This is a genomic window from Thalassotalea sp. PLHSN55 (assembly GCF_052030545.1).
GTDB lineage: Bacteria > Pseudomonadota > Gammaproteobacteria > Enterobacterales > Alteromonadaceae > CANMXU01.
The window spans coordinates 93,976-111,519 of sequence record NZ_JBPDIH010000009.1; the positions used below are offsets into that span (position 1 = coordinate 93,976).

A 17,544-nucleotide genomic window follows, 5' to 3' on the forward strand; every position below is an offset into this window, starting at 1 on the left:
TGTTTTCTCTATTATAAGTTGATGTTTAAATTAAAAATTAAATAAAAATTTATGTTTAAGTAAGTAGGGCAGCTGCACTGGCAATAACAGTCATCACGAGCACCATTATTTTTAATGTTTTAGGTTTTATGTCTATCGAAAATTTCACTGAAACCATGGCGCCCAATATGCTACCAATTGCTAAATAAATACCTGCCATCCAAGCCACTTGATCACGAAAAATAAAAACCACTAAAGCAATAGAGGTAAAAATTAAGGCTGCGACAATTTTAAGGGCGTTGGCACGTAAGAGATCGTATTGTAATACACCAACAAAAGTGGCAATTAAGACAAAGCCGACACCTGCTTGTACAAAGCCACCATAAAAACCTGCTAATAAGGTGGTGAAAAAGCCAAGTTTGCTGTCGCTGCAACTAACAATATTATTATCTGCTGGGCCAGTATCACTTTTCAGTACAACCCAACACGATACCGCTACCATAGTGGCAAGCAGTGCCGGTTTTAATATTTCGACATCAAGGTAGGATGCGGTAACTGCGCCAATTAACCCGCCCAATAAAGTCGGTACAAAAATATCTTTGATGGAGGCTTTATCAAGCTTGTCGTTAACATAGTAGCCGCGAGTTGCGGTTAACGATTGCATAAATACCGCCACGCGATTAGTCGCATTGGCAACATCGGCCGGCAACCCGATCATCATTAATGCCGGTAACGACAAGTTAGAACCGCCACCGGCGAAGGTATTAATACCACCGGCTAAAAAGCCGATAACAATAAGCATAGTGGCTTGTAAAATATCAACGGACTCGACCATGTTTATACCTTATAGACTTTGACACTACGACTTGCTTAAGCACTAAATTTACGTAATAAAAAAGCGGCAGGAGTTTTCACTACATGCCGCCTTTAGTTGATGTTGTAAGCTTAACCAGCTTCAACGATACGCTTCATGTCTGTCATGTAGCCACGTAATTCTTTACCGATAGCTTCAACACCGTGTGAACGAATAGCTTCGTTTACTTCGATTAAACGCGCATTGTCAACACTTGTCGAACCCGTTAAGCCTTCACCTAATTGTGCTAATGATAACTTGCTTGCGTATTCTTCTAATAATGGCACTGCAGCGTGAGAGAATAAGTAGTTACCGTATTCAGCGGTATCTGAAATTACTACGTTCATTTCGTGTAACATGTTACGTGCAATACAGTTAGCGATTAATGGCGTTTCGTGTAATGACTCGTAGTATGCAGACTCAGCGATAATGCCAGAATCAACCATAGCTTCAAATGCTAATTCAACACCGGCTTTAACCATAGCAACAACAAAAATGCCTTTGTCGTAGTATTCTTGCTCAGAAATTTCAGCGTCAGTTTCTGGCGCTAATTCGAAAGAAGTTTCAGCTGTTTGTGCACGCCATGTTAATAGGTTTACATCGTCGTTAGCCCAATCTTCCATCATAGTTGCCGAGAAACGACCTTCGATGATGTCATCCATATGCTTTTGGAATAAAGGACGTAAAATATCTTTTAATTCTTCTGACATATCAAACGCTAAAATTTTCGCAGGGTTTGATAAACGGTCCATCATGTTAGTGATCCCGCCGTATTTTAAGCCTTCAGTTACGCCTTCAATACCAAATTGTAATAATTTACGAGCGTAAGCAGCGTCAACACCATTGGCGACTAATTGCTTGTGACCTAAAATCGCCGCAGTTTGCAACATACCACATAAAATGGTTTGCTCGCCCATTAAGTCAGACTTAACTTCTGCGATGAATGAAGATGCTAATACACCCGCGCGGTCACCACCAGTTGCACTAGCGTATGCTTTAGCAATAGCCCAACCGTTACCTTGAGGGTCATTTTCTGGGTGAACAGCGATAAGGGTAGGAACACCAAAACCACGTTTGTATTCTTCACGTACTTCAGTACCAGGACACTTAGGCGCAACCATTACAACGGTAATGTCTTTACGGATTTGCATGCCTTCTTCAACAATGTTGAAACCGTGCGAGTATGCTAATGAAGAACCTTCTTTCATAAGCGGCATAACAGCAGAAACAGCTGAAGTATGTTGCTTGTCTGGCGTAAGGTTTAATACTAAATCAGCTGTAGGGATTAATTCTTCGTAGGTGCCAACAGTAAAGCCGTTTTCAGTCGCCCACTGCCAAGATTGACGTTTCTCAGCAATTGCTGCATCACGTAAAGCGTAAGAAATGTTTAGGCCTGAATCGCGCATGTTTAAACCTTGGTTTAAACCTTGAGCACCACAACCAACAATAACAATGTTCCAACCTTTTAAGAAATTACAACCGTCGCTGAATTCTTCACGCTTCATAAAGCGACATTGACCTAATTGGTCTAATTTTTCACGTAAACTTAAAGTATTAAAATAATTGCTCATGTGTTTTTCCTTCAACTCTTTCGAGTAATAATGGTGATCTGCTAATGGTGTGTCAGCCTTTCTGACGATGACTCAAGCATACGACACTAATTATATTGCGTAAAATGATATGTTTGCATCATTATGTTGCGTTTTATGCAATAATGATTTTATGATTCGGCAGGAATATCAGTCGAAGTGGACAAGCGTTAATAAGAAGTCAGCTCAACAATAGCGAGGAAAATATGGATTTAAAATCACTAGCAATGTTTCAACACCTTGCACAGAGTTTGCATTTTGGCAAAAGCGCGCAAGTGTTTCATATTAGCCCGTCTACCCTTAGTCGTGCGATTCAGCGTTTAGAGCAGCAAGTTGGTACAGACTTATTATTGCGAGACAACCGTTCAGTTGTGCTCACCGATGCCGGTAAAAAATTTAAAACTTATGCCGACCAACAATTAGAGCAGTGGCAAGTGTTTAAGCATTCGCTCGAGCACCAGATACAAGCGTTAACCGGAAAACTCCGTATTTATTGCTCGGTAACTGCTGCTTATAGCCACTTACCGCCGTTATTAGAACGATTTCGTCAGCAGCATCCGAAAGTGGAAATTATGTTAACCACCGGTGATGCCTCAGATGCGCTTGAACAAGTTAGCCAGCAAGCGGTTGATTTTGCAATTGCCGCCGATCCGGAAAACCTGCCACGCAGTTATTATTTTCATCCCTTAGCGACCGTGCCTTTAGCCGTGATCGCGCCCACTATGCTGTGCACCGTGCAGCAACAATTGCAGCAACAACCTTTAAAGTGGTCTGAAATTCCAATTATTTTGCCTGAGCACGGACCGGCACGAAAACGTTTTGATTATTGGTATCGTAAAAAACAGCAAGGTAAACCGAATATTTACGCCACCGTTTCAGGACATGAGGCGTTGGTGAGCATGGTGGCGTTAGGATGTGGTGTAGGTATTGTGCCGCAGGTAGTTGTAGAAAATAGCCCGGTAAAAGAGCGGGTCCAGTATTTATCTGATGTGGGTGAAATAGAGCCGTTTGAACTGGGAATTTGTTGCTTGAATCAGTTCCGTCAACAGCCATTGATCAAAGCGTTTTTTGAAGCGATTGGGTAAATGGGTAAATAAAAAACCATTAGCGCATTTAGGCAAGACCTGATGCGCTATAGCAGTAAATCCTTTTTTTCTTAGTGTGGTAAACGTGTGCAAACTTGGTCTCCGTAGTAGTTATTACCATAGTTACAACTAACCACTGTGTCTTGCTGTTGGTTTTGATTTTGGAAAATATGTCTAACGTAATTTATTAAAATCTGCATGATGCTATCCTCGTTTATTAAAAATTTTTCTTCACGGTTTTGCGAAGTCAATTTAATGATGACCGCTTAGTACTGTTTAGTAAATTTTAATAAAACGAAAACAACATTCATAAAAATAGAATGACTTATATCACCTCGCTTTGACCGGTTTTTATTTAGTTTTTCTTTAATTTTTTAATGCCGCAGTGTTTATCAAGCTGTTCAGCAAATATGGCTTTTAAAATACTAATGTCATCGGTTCTTACGTAATTTGGGCGAATTATTAAGGCAATACCGCGGTGTGGCCCTGGTTCGTCTAAATGAATCGCTTGCAGTTCAGACTCGTTATAAATTAATTGATCAATTGCCATTTGCGGTACTAAGGTGGTGCCTAGTTTGCCTGCGACCATTTGAATTAGCGTGTGCAGACTTGCCGAGTCGAAACCTGATTTTTGCTTTTGGCTTTGTAAACTACAAGCCGCTAACGCATGATCTTTTAAACAATGACCATCTTTTAATAACATCAGTTTATCTAACTCTAATTCGTCGCTGGTAATTTCAGTAATGTTATTGGGAAATTCGTCTTTATGGGTGACCCAATAAAAATCTTCTTGCCAAAAAGGGAAGCTCATTAAGCCATCAAGTGGGTAGGGCAGCGCTAATACCGCAGCGTCAATATCTCCTGTGCGCACCATATCGACTAATACATGCGACTGTTCTTCAATAATTTGCAGTTTAAAATCGGGATATTGCTTTCTCACTTCAGGCAATACTTTTGGCAACATGTATGGGCCTATGGTGGGAATAACACCCAAGGTCATCGGTCGCGACAATGGCATTTTATTGGTTTGTGAAAGCTGCATTAACTCATCAATTTCTAGTTTGATGGTTTTTGCTTTATTAAGAATAAGTTCACCGTCGGCGGTAATTAAAACTTGTTTGTTATTGCGTTCAAATACCTGCACTCCTAATTGCTTTTCCAATTCAGTAATCGCGGTACTTAAGGCTGACTGCGAAACGTTACATGCTTCGGCCGCTTTTTTAAAATGTAGCGTCTTCTCTACGGCAAGTGCGTAATTTAGTTGCTTGAGTGAAATCATAGTGATGCCAGTTAATAATAAGTCTTTGTCATTATTTTAACGGTTTGATTTTAGATATCACGCTTTTTATGTTCAGTTTTATAGAATATTGATATCAATTTAATCAAATTTATTAATTGTCGTGTCGATCGTATTATTTCTCCATCGAAAGCAAACACGCTTTCTAACTTAAACAATTTTTACATTATACGAGGAATTACTCATGGCACAGATTGGCAAAACTATCCCAGAATTTTCGGCTCAAGCTTTTCATAACGGTGAGTTTGTTGAAGTTACATCAGAAAGCGTAAAAGGTAAGTGGGGCATCTTTTTATTCTACCCAGCAGATTTTACTTTTGTATGTCCTACTGAATTAGAAGATATGGCGAACCAATACGAAGAGTTACAAGGTTTAGGTGTTGAAGTATACGCAGTATCAACCGACACGCACTTTTCACACAAAGCATGGCACGACTCGTCAGACGCGATTGGCAAAATCAAATTCCCAATGGTAGGTGACCAAACAGGCGTTATTACTCGCGGTTTTGACGTAATGATTGAAGAAGACCACATGGCACATCGCGGCACGTTTTTGGTAGACCCAGACGGTGTTATTCAAGTTGCGCACATTCACGCAGGTGGCATTGGCCGAAGTGCAAAAGACATGGTTCGTAACGTAAAAGCGGCACAATATGTTCGTGATAATGACGGTGAAGTATGTCCGGCAGCGTGGGAACAAGGTGAAGCAACCTTAACGCCGAGCTTAGATTTAGTGGGCAAAATCTAAACCGCTAACTTCACAGTAAAGACTTAATGCGAGGCTTGAGCCGTAATCGAAAGATACGTCTCCCCTCGCTTTTCCCAGTAGATTCTCCAGAAATTTAAGGTAGCACTATGTTAAGCCCAGATATTTTAAACGCATTAAAAACTTATACTGCCAATATGACCAATAAGGTAACTTTGGTATTGCAAACAGGCGCACATCAAAAGCGCGATGAACTTAAAACTTTTTTATCTGAGCTATGCAGTGTATCTGAGAACCTAGTTTTAGTAGAAGCTGACCGTGATCTGCGCAGCCCAATTACTTTTTCGTTAGAAGTTGAAGGCAAAGCCAACGGTATACTATTTTCAGGTATCCCGAGTGGTCATGAATTTAATTCACTGATTTTGGCGCTATTGCAATCAGCCGGAACAGAAAGCAAATTAGACGATACTTTAAAGCGCTTAGTCAGCAATATTAGCGATACTTTACACTTTGAAGTGTTTGTTTCATTAAGCTGTCATAACTGTCCTGACGTGGTGCAGTCGCTTAATCAATTTGCCTTATTAAATAACCATATTAGCAGTGAAATGATCGACGGCGGTTTGTTCCCTGAGTTAATTGAACAGCGCAATATTCAAGGTGTGCCGAGTGTTTATGTTAATGGTGAGCTATTTGCTAACGGTAAAATTGACACCGCGCAATTGGTCGACAAATTAATTGCTCGCTACCCAGACATTGTTAATCAAGGTGAAGTACAAGCATTACCAAAGCAAGACGTTACTGTTATTGGTGGTGGTCCAAGTGGCGTAGCGGCAGCAATATATGCGGCGCGTAAAGGCTTAAATGTGACGATGATCGCCGACAGAATTGGCGGCCAAGTTAAAGATACCGTGGGCATAGAAAACTTAATTTCGGTGCCTAAAACCACAGGTACTGAGCTAACCAACAATATGCTTGCTCACATGAACGACTACACTATTACCAAAAAAGAACATGTGCGTGTCGATAAAATTGAAAAAGCTGACGGTAGTAAAAACATTCATTTATCGAGCGGCGAAGTGATCGATACCAAAACCGTGATTGTTGCAACAGGGGCAAAATGGCGTGAACTGGGCATACCGGGTGAGAAAGAAAATATTGGTAATGGCGTTGCGTACTGTCCACATTGTGATGGCCCGTTTTTCAAAGGCAAAGAAGTGGCTGTTGTTGGTGGTGGTAATTCAGGCATTGAAGCGGCGCTAGATTTAGCAGGCATGGTAGAGCATGTTACCGTATTTGAATTTTTACCTGAGCTAAAAGCTGACCGAGTATTGGTCGAAAAAGCCGAGCAACATGAAAAAATCACCATTATTAAAAATGTTGCAACCAAAGAAATTATCGCTGACAACGGCAAAGTGGTCGCCATTGACTATCAAGACCGTGCAAACAATGCGCTGCATCGTAAAGAGCTATCGGGCGTTTTTGTGCAAATCGGTTTAGTGCCAAACAGTGACTTTTTAAATGGTTTAGTCGAGCGTACTCAGCATGGAGAAGTGATCATCGATGAAAAATGTCAAACCACAGAGCCGGGTGTATTTGCTGCCGGCGATGTAACAACTGTGCCATACAAGCAGATAGTTATTGCGATGGGCGAGGGCGCAAAAGCATCGCTGTCAGCCTTTGATTATTTAATTCGCGAGAGTTAATAAAGCGAGTCAAATAGGTAAACGGTTAAGCGCTTAGTGAGCAATTCACTAAGCGCTTTTTTCTGCCAATTTTTGGCTGTTTAAATCCATTAAAATTTAATAAAAATAGCAAGTTAACTTGACCGTCATTCAAAAGATAAAAATGCATGAATAAAGTTTTGATACCTGTTATTTTAACGAGCACACAAATAATAATTAGCGATACGCAAGGAAAACAATGTCTAATCAAACACCGAACCTACCCGATTTATCTGGTGCCTTTTCAAAAAGTAAAAGTACAATTTTCACCGTAGTGACTATTTTTATCTTATTGCTACTTGCCTTCCAAGCTATGTATACCGTAGATGAAGGTCACGTTGGCATTATTAAACGCTTTGGTGAAGCCACAGAACAAGTGAATCCGGGCTTACATACCAAAATTCCATTTGTTGATACCGTGGAAGTTTTAGAAATTCGTACCCGTAAAAATGTTGAAAAGCTCAATGCTTCAACTCATGAGCAAATGCCAGTGACGGCAGAAGTCTCTATTAACTGGACAGTACTTAGAACTGAGGCGTTTGACTTGTTCAAAAGCTACGGTGGTTTAGTACAATTTGAAGCGCGTATTCTTGACCCTAAATTACGATCAGCGGCTAAAGATGCATTAGCGCGTTACAAAGCGGAAGAGCTTATTCAAAATCGCTCACAAGTGATTGCTCAAATTGAAGAGCTATTGCTAGAAGAAATGAAAGACTATCCGGTGAAACTAGACTCTGCTCAGTTAGAAAATTTAGTTTTACCGGCTAAATACATTCAATCAATTGAAACTAAGCAAACAGAAAAGAACTTAGCTGCCGCAGAAATGCATCGCTTAGAACGCCAAAAATTAGAAGCGCAACGAGAAGTAAATACCGCGCTTGCCCAGCGTGATGCCGCCAAAGCGCAAGCTGACGGTAAAGCCTATGCTATTCGCGCTGAAGCGCAAGCAGAAGCCGAAGCGATTAAGGTGAAAGGTTTAGCCGAAGCTGAAGCGTTAAATGAAAAAGCAAAATCATTAAATAATTCACAAATGATGGTTGAATATGTGCGTGCTCAACAGTGGAATGGCCAAATGCCAACCACCATTATGGGCGCTGATCAAAGTGTTTTGTGGAATATGGAAAGTAAAAAACGTTAAACAATAATAAGTAAATAAATACGTGAATTAACGCTTGCCAACAGCTAAATGGCAAGCGTATTTATACGAGGAAATAAAAGATGGAATGGGATTTTGTTACTGCCAGTTTGGTGAATTTAGCGGTGAATTTAAGCTACACCATATTGGCTTTATTTGTCGCGGTAGTTGCGTTGGTGATCATTGATAAAAAGTTACTGAAAGGTGTCGATATTCAAAAAGAGTTAAAAGAAAATAACCTCGCAGTATCTATTTTTGCTTCATCAATTTTAATTTTTGTCGCCTTAATTATTTGTTTTGGTATGAAGGCGTAATCAGCGATGCGTTGGTGTTTTCTGATAATTTTGTCGATAGTTGTCATTGTTTTTTTTGATAAAAAACCTGTGCAAAATAGTTTTGATGCGCAGTTACTCACTCGAACCGAGCTGATCGCTACGCAAGTTTCGCCAAAATTAATGAGCAACCGGCATCAAAACGGCAAAGTCGTCTTTGCCAATAGCGAGCAGGAACTATCAGAGTGGCAAATTCAACAATCTGTCGCAGATAAGAAAAAGCAAGATCAAGCGCGCCCGTTATTATGGGGAAGAAATAATCAAGTAACCATGAGCGCGATGGGACTTGATTGGAAACATCACTTTGCTAGCAGTTTTTTGGTGGGTATTCGACCATTTGCAGTTGAAAATAATTGGTTGCCGCTATACACCTTGTCGAAACGTAAAACCTATCAACTTGATAATGAGCAATATGGAGCCTTGGATTTATGGCAAAACTCTGCCCAAGCGTTTGTTATGCTCAGAGGAGATTGTGAGGACCATGCAATTGCCTTGGCTGACTGGTTAATTTCTGAAGGTGTTGATGCAAGAGTGGCCGTTGGCCTTTACAAAACCAATGGTCATGCATGGGTTGTTGCTAAGAAAAACAATAAAATGTACGTTTTAGAAGCGACTAACAAACGAAGTGGTAAAGCATGGAATCATTACCCGTTGGCATCTGTGAGTCGTCATTATCATCCGCAATATATGTTCAATCGAGACTCTTTTTGGGTGAATACCGCATCAAGCAATACCACTGACTATTTAGGCGCGCACTGGCAAAAGTCATCCGAGTTTGTGCGTTATAAAATGCCAAAAATTCATTGATCAAAAAAACCTTCAATTACGCCTGATATTGGGCAATTGAAGGTTTCTAATGATGTGTTTTGTCGTAGAGATAAACTTACAAGTCAGACAAAAATGCTAATAAATCAGCGCGTTCAGAACTGCTTAATTTCAAGACATTGTCTCTTGCGGTTTGTGCTTCGCCGCCGTGCCATAAGACTGCTTCTAAAATAGTACGTGCTCGACCATCATGTAAAAAGGTTGCTTCAGTATCAACGGTTTGTGCTAAACCTATGCCCCATAAAGGTGGTGTACGCCATTCACGCGCCGTCGCTAAAAATTCGTACGCCATTTCAGCTGAAGCTGGTTGATTGTCTAAGGTAAAATCCGCTAACTCTTCACCCATGTCGTGCAATAACATATCGGTATAAGGGTAAATTTCTTGCTCAGAAAGCTCAGGATGCTCGCTGCTATATTCAGTGGTGTAAGATGCGGTATGACAACCTTGGCAGCCTAAATTAATAAACAAATCTTTACCGCGTTTAACATCATCATCATAAGCATTTCTGCGCTGTGGCACGGCTAGGTGAGTCGCGTAAAAATCAATAGCCTCTAGAATTTTATCTGATACTTCATAGTCGTAATCATTAACGCTATCGCCGTTGCCATTAGCGGCCTGGGCACAATCAGTTTGATGTGCTAAACAGGATTCTTGCTGATGCAGTCGGCTAGTTAGGCCCATGTCGTTAACAAAAGCACCGGCACTTTGTTCAAGTAAACTGGGCTGACCGGCTTTCCAACCAAAACGCCCTAATTCAGCATTTTCTGCAACAATCGACCACACACGGTTTGCTTTGCCAGAAATGCCATTGTTGTCGCTGTCGTTAATATCTTCGTTGGCAAGAATATCTTGCTCGCTCACGAGTGCTAATAATCCTAGGCCAGTCATGCCCGGTGAAACGCGTGCTGAAAATACGGTGTCAGCATCAAAGTCGTAACCTTGCGCTGCTTTTTTACTGGTTAATTGCCAAACAGGTTTACGTAATTCAACTTGGTAACCATCATCAAATGTTACTGTTGAATGTGTATAGGTAACCGCTAAATCAACTTCTGGCATCACATCTGCAATCGCATCTTGTTGCAATTGACCGCCAACACTGGTGTCGCCAACATTGGCCATTAATGATTGCGACATTTGATAAGCTTGATCTGCCGTTATATCAGATTTTGCCGCACGAAATAAAATACTGCCAAAATCATCGCTGTCTTCATCAGGAGCATGACCACGACCATCGCGAATATGGCAATCTTGGCAAGCATTGTTGTTAAATAATCCACCTAATCCGTCACGAGAAGAGGTGCTAGCGCTGCCGGCAACCCAAGGGTTTGTGAAAAAATCATCGCCTAATTCAAATAGTTGAATACGGTCAACGTCGTCCATTATGCCTGAACGCTGTGAAAAAGCGTCGGCAGTGGTATTAATAACACTGGCTTGACCGCCCGCTAAATGTTCGGTTGAGCTTGGTTGTTCAGGTTCTGTGGTTGGATCAGGTGTTGTCGGCGTTGAAGTGCTATCTTCACCACTTCCGCCACCACCACACGCACTTAATAGCGCGGTTGTTAATAAAATTGAATATAATCGCATATTGTTGTCACACTTTTTAAACGAAAAATGGCACCGATTAAGTGGTGCCATATATTAAGTAACCAAGCGATTCATCACCAAAATCACTTGGCTGAAGTTCTAAGGCTGATTAGTCACCAGAACCACTAGTATCAATGGCTTGAAGTTGTAATAAATTCACTACTTGCTCAAACTCAGTGGTTAAGGCTGTTAACTCATCAACTGCAGCTTCTGCAATAATGCGTTCGGTTGAACTTGAAGATTGACCGATAATTTGATCAAAACGCACTGGGTTAGTTTCACGCTCACCGGCATTATAAATTGATAACATTTTTGCTTCGATGCTGATTAATGCGTTATCAATTGTGGTGTAAAGATCAGCATCTTTTCTCATGATCAAATCGCCAATGCTTTTACCTGATACACTACCGTAGCTACCATAAAATGCATTTTTTACACCTTGGAAGTTATGGTAAATGGCAATATGGCTTAAGTCGCTGAAGCAGTCGTGCTCTTCTTCAGGGTCACCTAACGTTAAACCTGAACCCATGCGCGCGCCAGCTAGTTCATCAGTTGCCATGGCGTTCATCGAACCAACAATGTATTCAAGCGCTAATTCACTGTTTAAAAAGTTATTCGCTAACGTGCCCGCTGTTGCTTGTGCAGCAGGAGACCATTCAGCTTGCATTTCAGTTAAATCGTTAATTAATAATGACGTAGCCGCTGTTAAGTATTGCGCGCGACGCTCACAGTATGTATCTAAACAGTTTACAGTATCAAAATCGCTTGCCGGACGTTCACCTGCACCAGCTTCAGTACCGTGAGTATCAGCACCCCAAAGCATAAATTCAATCGCATGTACGCCAGTCGTTACGTTAGCTTCTTCATCGTCTAGGCCGTTTTGTGCAAGCAATAAATCAATGTTAATCGTTTGCTCGCCTTCAATAATATTGACGATGTGGTTTTCATCTAAAGGCCAAGCATTTACTTGTCCTTCCCAATCATCAACACTAGCTGGGCCACCATCGCTTGCAAGGTTTTTACCTTCAGCGATGCTAGTATCAAAACGCATAATTTCAGATTCTTGATACGGTGCGCGAGCTGCTTTGTAAGCACTACGTGCTGCGGTTAAATTAGCTTCAGTTGGTTCAGCAACAAATGCAGTTACTGCCGCTTGTAAGCTAGTCGCTGTAGTTAACGAGTCAGAATACATGGCATAGGCCATATCGACATAATTTTGTTGAATTTGTTCGGTTGTTGTTAACTCATCGTCTGTACATGCTGTCATTAAAAAAGCAGATGATACCGCCATAAGTGCTGTTAATTTTGCTTTCACGTTTATCCCTCTAGAATTATTTTAGTCGAAATAGTAATCGTTCTTATTTAGATTATCAATGTTATTGTTAATGAAATGTGATATTTTGCAACCTAAGCGCGTATATTTAACTTTATGGCGAGTTTTGACTGATTTTGTTGTGATATATGTCACACCTTGTTGTTTTTGTTGGTTAATATTTGAGAAGAGATTTTGGTGAGCAATGTTTGAGTTGATTGGTGACGGTGTTTTTACGAGTCTGAAAGAGCTAACTGCACCATTATTGTTCGTTTTTAATAATGAAAAACGCATTTTTTGGTTGTACCTAGTGTCAGCTATGGTGTGTGTGTGGTGGGTAAAAAGGCACCGTTTTACAACCTTATTGAAAAAGAGTTTTGCTACTAAATATTGGATTAATCGCAGCACTAAAGTCGACTTTTATTGGATTGCGATTAATCAAGTGTTCAAAGTGCTTGTCGTGACCCCATTGCTTATTGGGCAAGTTGCACTTGCATTAATGCTTTATCGTTTTGCCACCGAGCATTTTGGTCAAGGAGATATGTTCGTCTGGCCGAAATGGTTGGTGATGACATTATTTACATGTGTCTTTTTTCTGTTTGACGATTTTACCCGTTTTTATAGTCACTATCTTTATCATAAAGTGCCTTGGTTATGGCGCTTTCATGCCATTCATCACAGCGCAAAGGTTATGACGCCACTTACGTTATACCGTATTCACTTTGTCGAATATTTGCTAAATAGCTGTCGATTCGTATTGGTTTCAGGTGTTACTAGTGGTGTCTTTATGTATTGCTTTGCGGGCACAATTGGCTTTGTTGAAATATTGGGTGTGAATATTTTCACCTTGCTGTTTAATTTAGTCGGCGCTAATTTGCGCCATAGTCATATCAACATTGGTTTTGGGCGTTGGGAGAAAATTTTTATTAGCCCTGCTCAACATCAAATTCACCACAGCAGCGCTAAGCAACACTTAGACAAAAACTTTGGTGCTACATTGGCTCTTTGGGACAAGTGCTTTGGTGCGTGGCTCGCAAGTAAAAAGGAAAAAGTGAAAGGCTTTGGGCTCTACAAACAAAAAGCACCGCAAAAAATAAGTCAGCAAATTTGGGGCTTAAAGCGCTAATGTCTTCTTTATTGAAAGTGTTATTTAGCAATAACCTCGCGTTTTAAACGGCTACCGCTTCCGTTAAATGTCGTAATATTCGGTCCATGGCACGGTAAGAAAGCGCTTCAATAAGATCTTCATGGCCAATTGCCTTTCTGCCTGCCATGTCTGCTAATGTTCGGGCGATTTTTAAAATTTTATGATGTGCGCGTGTCGATAAACCGAGGCGCTCAACCGCTAACTCTAAAAACTCATGATCATCTCTACTTAACGGACAAAACTGTTTAACCTCTCGGCTGCTTAAATGAGCATTTGCTTTACCTTGCCGTTGTATTTGTATATTTCGACAGGCACTAACACGTTGTTGAATGGTTAAGCTGTGCTCGTTTTGACTGCCATCGGTTGCCCACATGCCTTTTGGCAGTCGTGCCACCTCAATTTGAATATCGATGCGATCTAAAAACGGCCCCGACAATCGTTGCAAATATTTAAGCACTTGCTCTGGCGTGCTGCGATTATCATTATAAAATCCGGTCGGGCTCGGGTTCATTGCCGCCACCAGTTGAAATTGTGCGGGAAAGGTTTGTTTTTGCAGTGCCCGAGAAATGGTCACTTCGCCAGATTCCATCGGCTCGCGCAATACATCAAGTACTTTGCGTTCATATTCAGGCAGTTCATCTAAAAATAAAACGCCTTTGTGGGCTAACGAAATTTCGCCCGGTTGTGGCTGACTGCCGCCGCCAACTAAAGCGGCGGAAGAGGCGGTGTGATGTGGCGCTCTAAAGGGGCGAGTGAGCCATGAATGATGATCTATTTTTTGATGACTAATGGATTGAATGGCCGCCGCTTGTAAAGCTTCTTGCTCGGTCATTAATGGCAATATACCGGCTAAACGTGTGGCTAGCATCGTTTTACCTGTACCGGGCGGACCAATCAATAGTAGGTTATGCGCGCCACTTGCGGAAATTTCTAATGCACGTTTTGCTAATGGCTGACCAACAACATCGGCCATATCTAATTCTGGGTTGGTGGTGATTGGGGCAATTGTTTTGGTTTGGCAAAAAGGCAAACTGCTTTGTTTCGCAAAATGTGGAAAAAGTTGCCCAAGGTGCTCAATCGCATGAATTTTGGCATCTTTTACCCAGCTGGCTTGTTCGGCATTGGCGCTTGGGATGATCAAGGTTCTATTGCTTTCGCTGGTTGCCATCGCCATGGGAATTTCGCCGATGATTTCACGTAGCTCTCCTGACAATGCCAATTCGCCAGCGAATTCATATTGGCTTAAATCGGTTTGCGGCAATTGTTCAGTGGCGGCCAAAATACCTACGGCTATCGGTAAGTCAAAGCGACCACCTTCTTTGGGTAAATCAGCGGGGGCTAAGTTAATTGTGATGCGTTTGGCAGGAAATTCAAAGCCGCAATTTATAATGGCGCTGCGCACTCTGTCTTTAGATTCTTTTACCGAGGTTTCAGGTAAACCAACAATATGAAAGGCGGGTAGGCCGTTTGCAATATGCACTTCTACGGTAACAAGCGGTGATTCAAGTCCAATGCGGGCGCGAGAGTAAACACATGATAATGCCATAAAAATCCTTTTTATTTGGCTAAGATAACAACCAAAGCTTAGTTGCCAAATGTTAATTATGCGAATAATTTTTGCCGCTATATATCATGACCATATACCCCATTGCAAAAAACTATATTAAAAAGCCTTGCTCTGTTTATTAAAGCTATGGTATTAATTGTTTACGCTCGCGTAGAGCCAATAATTTATAATAAAGAAAAGTAGCAACAAATTTTATGCACAACATTAGTTCAGTGATTATTAACATTCTCGTCGTGGTGATTCTAGGATCATCGCGAGGGTATTCGTTGAGCTAAAAAAAAGCTAAAAAATGAATGTTAACCCTCGCTTCGCAAGAACCGAGGGTTTTTTATTATGGGTTCTTATTTTTAACTTAATTAATTGATTTCAGGAGAAAACTAAGTCGTTAGTACGCTTAAATGGCTTAGTTCAACACTTACATGGCAAGCGATAAACCACAAACTGGCGGTTCATTATTATTTGATGTGCTTCAACAGCACGGTGTAAAGCATGTGTTCGGGTATCCGGGCGGTGCAATTATGCCAATTTACGATGCGTTATATGACAGTGACGTTAATCACTACCTCTGCCGCCATGAACAAGGTGCTGCGTTTTCCGCTGTAGGTTTTGCTAGAGCTTCTGGCGATGTAGGTGTGTGTTTAGCCACATCTGGCCCAGGCGCTACTAACCTAATTACTGGTTTGGCTGATGCGCTTGCTGATTCAATTCCTGTTGTTGCTATTACCGGTCAAGTACCTACTGCTGCCATGGGCTCTGATGCTTTCCAAGAAATCGACATTTTTGGTTTATCGCTGGCCTGTACTAAACACTCTTTCCAAGTAACCGATATTAATGATTTGGAAAAAGTTTTACACAAGGCATTTGCAATTGCGCTTGAAGGTCGTCAAGGACCTGTACTTGTAGATATTCCAAAAGATATTCAACTTGCGCAAGTGCCAAGTGATCGCCAGCACTTCTCTCCGCTGAAAAACAAAGTGAAATTACCTCCTGCCGATGTTGGCGCGGCTCAAGCGTTAATGACTTCCGCGAAAAAGCCAATTTTATATGTTGGTGGTGGTGTTGGCATGGCCAATGCGGTTGAAGAATTAAGAACCTTTGCTGACATTACCGGTTTACCAAGCGTTTCTACCTTAAAAGGTTTAGGTGCGTTAGATCCAAACAGCAAAAACTACCTTGGCATGTTAGGTATGCACGGCACTAAAGCCGCTAACCTAGCGGTACAAGAATGTGATTTATTAGTGGTTGTCGGTGCACGTTTTGATGACCGAGTAACCGGCAAGTTAGATGACTTTGCGCCAAATGCAAAAGTGATTCATTTTGACATTGATACTGCTGAAATCAACAAGCGTCGTTTTGCTGATGCCGCCATTTTAGGTGATTTAAAAATTAACTTACCTGATTTAGCAGCACCATTAAGCATTGGTGAATGGCAAGCACACATTCAACAAATGAAAGCTGATTTTGGTTGGGATTATAATCACCCGGGCGAAAATATTTATGCTCCTGCAGTATTAAATGAAATTAGCAACAAAATGCCTGAAAATACTTGTGTAACGACTGATGTTGGTCAGCACCAAATGTGGGCGGCACAACATATGGAATTTGATCACCCAACCAACTTTTTAACCAGTGGCGGCATGGGCACCATGGGCTTTGGTTTACCAGCGGCAATTGGCGCGCAAATTTCTCGCCCGCACGACTGCGTAATTGCGGTAACAGGTGACGGTTCATTCATGATGAACGTGCAAGAGCTTTCCACCATTAAGCGCTTCCAAATGCCAGTGAAAATTGTCTTAATTGATAACGCAAAACTGGGCATGGTGCGCCAGTGGCAAGACTTGTTCTTTGATGGTCGTTTAAGTGAAACTGATTTATCAGACAACCCAGACTTTATTATGCTTGCTAATGCTTTTGATATTAAAGCTAAGCAAATTACCAAAAAGTCTGAAGTCACTGCTGCAATTGAAGAAATGTTAGATCACGACGGCCCTTACTTATTGCAACTTAAAATTGATGCACAAGACAATGTTTGGCCATTAGTGCCACCAAATACTGCCAACGACCAAATGATGGAGAGCTCGTAAATGAATCATTATCAATTAACCATCAAAGCCGATGATAAGCAGGTTGTATTAGAGCGTATTTTACAAGTAACGCGCTACCGTGGCTTTTTAATTAGCGGTATTGAAGCGAAAGTAAATACCGGTACCAATATCGGAACTATCGTATTGTTTGTGCGCAGTGAACGTTCAATTACCTTATTAGTGGATCAAATTAATAAATTAATTGATATAAAAGAAGTTCACGTTGATAAAAGCGTGACTGCCTAAATAATCAATTTTAATATCGGGTTTCGCTTGCCTTCTGGCAGGTTAAACCCGTTACTAAATTATTGTTGAAAACCTATTGCG

The 17,544-nt window shown here is 41.2% G+C and carries 15 protein-coding genes; 9 read left to right on the forward strand and 6 right to left on the reverse strand.

The window, feature by feature from the left end:
- Positions 1–55: 55 nt before the first annotated feature.
- Positions 56–814, reverse strand: coding sequence for a sulfite exporter TauE/SafE family protein (locus ACRRSQ_RS16905; protein ID WP_440876951.1), 759 nt, complete (start codon positions 812–814; stop codon positions 56–58).
- A gap of 110 nt (positions 815–924) precedes the next feature.
- Positions 925–2,403, reverse strand: a complete 1,479-nt coding sequence (gene ilvC / locus ACRRSQ_RS16910; protein WP_440876952.1) for a ketol-acid reductoisomerase — start codon at positions 2,401–2,403, stop codon at positions 925–927.
- Positions 2,404–2,627: 224 nt separating this feature from the next.
- Here ilvC and ilvY point away from each other — a divergent pair, with 224 nt between their 5' ends.
- The gene (gene ilvY, locus ACRRSQ_RS16915; protein ID WP_440876953.1) at positions 2,628–3,506 is read left to right on the forward strand and encodes an HTH-type transcriptional activator IlvY; all 879 of its coding nucleotides are present in this window, start codon (positions 2,628–2,630) and stop codon (positions 3,504–3,506) included.
- Between the two features lie 355 nt (positions 3,507–3,861).
- On the opposite strand, the gene ACRRSQ_RS16920 is transcribed toward ilvY, so the two are convergent.
- On the reverse strand, positions 3,862–4,785 hold the full coding sequence (locus tag ACRRSQ_RS16920; protein ID WP_440876954.1) for a hydrogen peroxide-inducible genes activator: 924 nt from the start codon (positions 4,783–4,785) through the stop codon (positions 3,862–3,864).
- Between the two features lie 202 nt (positions 4,786–4,987).
- Here ACRRSQ_RS16920 and ahpC point away from each other — a divergent pair, with 202 nt between their 5' ends.
- From ahpC to ACRRSQ_RS16945, 5 genes are all read left to right on the forward strand, one after another.
- On the forward strand, positions 4,988–5,551 hold the full coding sequence (gene ahpC, locus ACRRSQ_RS16925; protein ID WP_440876955.1) for an alkyl hydroperoxide reductase subunit C: 564 nt from the start codon (positions 4,988–4,990) through the stop codon (positions 5,549–5,551).
- A 107-nt stretch (positions 5,552–5,658) separates the two neighbouring features.
- Positions 5,659–7,212, forward strand: a complete 1,554-nt coding sequence (gene ahpF / locus ACRRSQ_RS16930; RefSeq protein ID WP_440876956.1) for an alkyl hydroperoxide reductase subunit F — start codon at positions 5,659–5,661, stop codon at positions 7,210–7,212.
- A 217-nt stretch (positions 7,213–7,429) separates the two neighbouring features.
- Complete coding sequence (locus ACRRSQ_RS16935) at positions 7,430–8,368, forward strand: prohibitin family protein (protein WP_440876957.1); 939 nt, start codon at positions 7,430–7,432, stop codon at positions 8,366–8,368.
- 80 nt (positions 8,369–8,448) lie between these two features.
- The gene (locus tag ACRRSQ_RS16940) at positions 8,449–8,679 is read left to right on the forward strand and encodes a DUF350 domain-containing protein (RefSeq protein ID WP_440876958.1); all 231 of its coding nucleotides are present in this window, start codon (positions 8,449–8,451) and stop codon (positions 8,677–8,679) included.
- 6 nt (positions 8,680–8,685) lie between these two features.
- Positions 8,686–9,504, forward strand: a complete 819-nt coding sequence (locus ACRRSQ_RS16945) for a hypothetical protein (protein WP_440876959.1) — start codon at positions 8,686–8,688, stop codon at positions 9,502–9,504.
- A gap of 76 nt (positions 9,505–9,580) precedes the next feature.
- Here ACRRSQ_RS16945 and ACRRSQ_RS16950 read toward each other — a convergent pair whose 3' ends face one another.
- Together ACRRSQ_RS16950 and ACRRSQ_RS16955 are read right to left on the reverse strand one after the other, a co-directional pair.
- Positions 9,581–11,107, reverse strand: coding sequence for a di-heme oxidoreductase family protein (locus tag ACRRSQ_RS16950; RefSeq protein ID WP_440876960.1), 1,527 nt, complete (start codon positions 11,105–11,107; stop codon positions 9,581–9,583).
- Positions 11,108–11,216: 109 nt separating this feature from the next.
- On the reverse strand, positions 11,217–12,422 hold the full coding sequence (locus tag ACRRSQ_RS16955) for an imelysin family protein (protein WP_440876961.1): 1,206 nt from the start codon (positions 12,420–12,422) through the stop codon (positions 11,217–11,219).
- 202 nt (positions 12,423–12,624) lie between these two features.
- Here ACRRSQ_RS16955 and ACRRSQ_RS16960 point away from each other — a divergent pair, with 202 nt between their 5' ends.
- Positions 12,625–13,545 (forward strand): sterol desaturase family protein, encoded by a 921-nt coding sequence (locus tag ACRRSQ_RS16960; RefSeq protein ID WP_440876962.1) that lies wholly within the window; start codon positions 12,625–12,627, stop codon positions 13,543–13,545.
- 43 nt (positions 13,546–13,588) lie between these two features.
- Here ACRRSQ_RS16960 and ACRRSQ_RS16965 read toward each other — a convergent pair whose 3' ends face one another.
- Positions 13,589–15,112: a YifB family Mg chelatase-like AAA ATPase gene (locus ACRRSQ_RS16965; RefSeq protein WP_440876963.1), complete on the reverse strand. Its 1,524-nt coding sequence runs from the start codon at positions 15,110–15,112 to the stop codon at positions 13,589–13,591.
- Positions 15,113–15,552: 440 nt separating this feature from the next.
- Between ACRRSQ_RS16965 and ilvG the strand changes: the two genes are divergently transcribed.
- Both ilvG and ilvM read left to right on the forward strand, forming a co-directional pair.
- On the forward strand, positions 15,553–17,217 hold the full coding sequence (gene ilvG, locus ACRRSQ_RS16970; RefSeq protein ID WP_440876964.1) for an acetolactate synthase 2 catalytic subunit: 1,665 nt from the start codon (positions 15,553–15,555) through the stop codon (positions 17,215–17,217).
- Positions 17,218–17,463 (forward strand): acetolactate synthase 2 small subunit, encoded by a 246-nt coding sequence (gene ilvM, locus ACRRSQ_RS16975; protein ID WP_440876965.1) that lies wholly within the window; start codon positions 17,218–17,220, stop codon positions 17,461–17,463. It begins immediately after the preceding gene.
- The last annotated feature ends 81 nt before the right edge of the window (positions 17,464–17,544 follow it).

Bases quoted from the DNA above. Each gene is read 5' to 3' on its own strand.
- ACRRSQ_RS16950 (WP_440876960.1), bottom strand. From the start codon at position 11,107: ATGCGATTATATTCAATTTTATTAACAACCGCGCTATTAAGTGCGTGT.
- ilvM (WP_440876965.1), top strand. From the start codon at position 17,218: ATGAATCATTATCAATTAACCATCAAAGCCGATGATAAGCAGGTTGTA.
- ACRRSQ_RS16905 (WP_440876951.1), bottom strand. From the start codon at position 814: ATGGTCGAGTCCGTTGATATTTTACAAGCCACTATGCTTATTGTTATC.
- ACRRSQ_RS16935 (WP_440876957.1), top strand. From the start codon at position 7,430: ATGTCTAATCAAACACCGAACCTACCCGATTTATCTGGTGCCTTTTCA.
- ACRRSQ_RS16940 (WP_440876958.1), top strand. From the start codon at position 8,449: ATGGAATGGGATTTTGTTACTGCCAGTTTGGTGAATTTAGCGGTGAAT.
- ahpF (WP_440876956.1), top strand. From the start codon at position 5,659: ATGTTAAGCCCAGATATTTTAAACGCATTAAAAACTTATACTGCCAAT.
- ACRRSQ_RS16945 (WP_440876959.1), top strand. From the start codon at position 8,686: ATGCGTTGGTGTTTTCTGATAATTTTGTCGATAGTTGTCATTGTTTTT.
- ACRRSQ_RS16960 (WP_440876962.1), top strand. From the start codon at position 12,625: ATGTTTGAGTTGATTGGTGACGGTGTTTTTACGAGTCTGAAAGAGCTA.
- ahpC (WP_440876955.1), top strand. From the start codon at position 4,988: ATGGCACAGATTGGCAAAACTATCCCAGAATTTTCGGCTCAAGCTTTT.
- ilvC (WP_440876952.1), bottom strand. From the start codon at position 2,403: ATGAGCAATTATTTTAATACTTTAAGTTTACGTGAAAAATTAGACCAA.
- ilvG (WP_440876964.1), top strand. From the start codon at position 15,553: ATGGCAAGCGATAAACCACAAACTGGCGGTTCATTATTATTTGATGTG.
- ACRRSQ_RS16965 (WP_440876963.1), bottom strand. From the start codon at position 15,112: ATGGCATTATCATGTGTTTACTCTCGCGCCCGCATTGGACTTGAATCA.
- ilvY (WP_440876953.1), top strand. From the start codon at position 2,628: ATGGATTTAAAATCACTAGCAATGTTTCAACACCTTGCACAGAGTTTG.
- ACRRSQ_RS16920 (WP_440876954.1), bottom strand. From the start codon at position 4,785: ATGATTTCACTCAAGCAACTAAATTACGCACTTGCCGTAGAGAAGACG.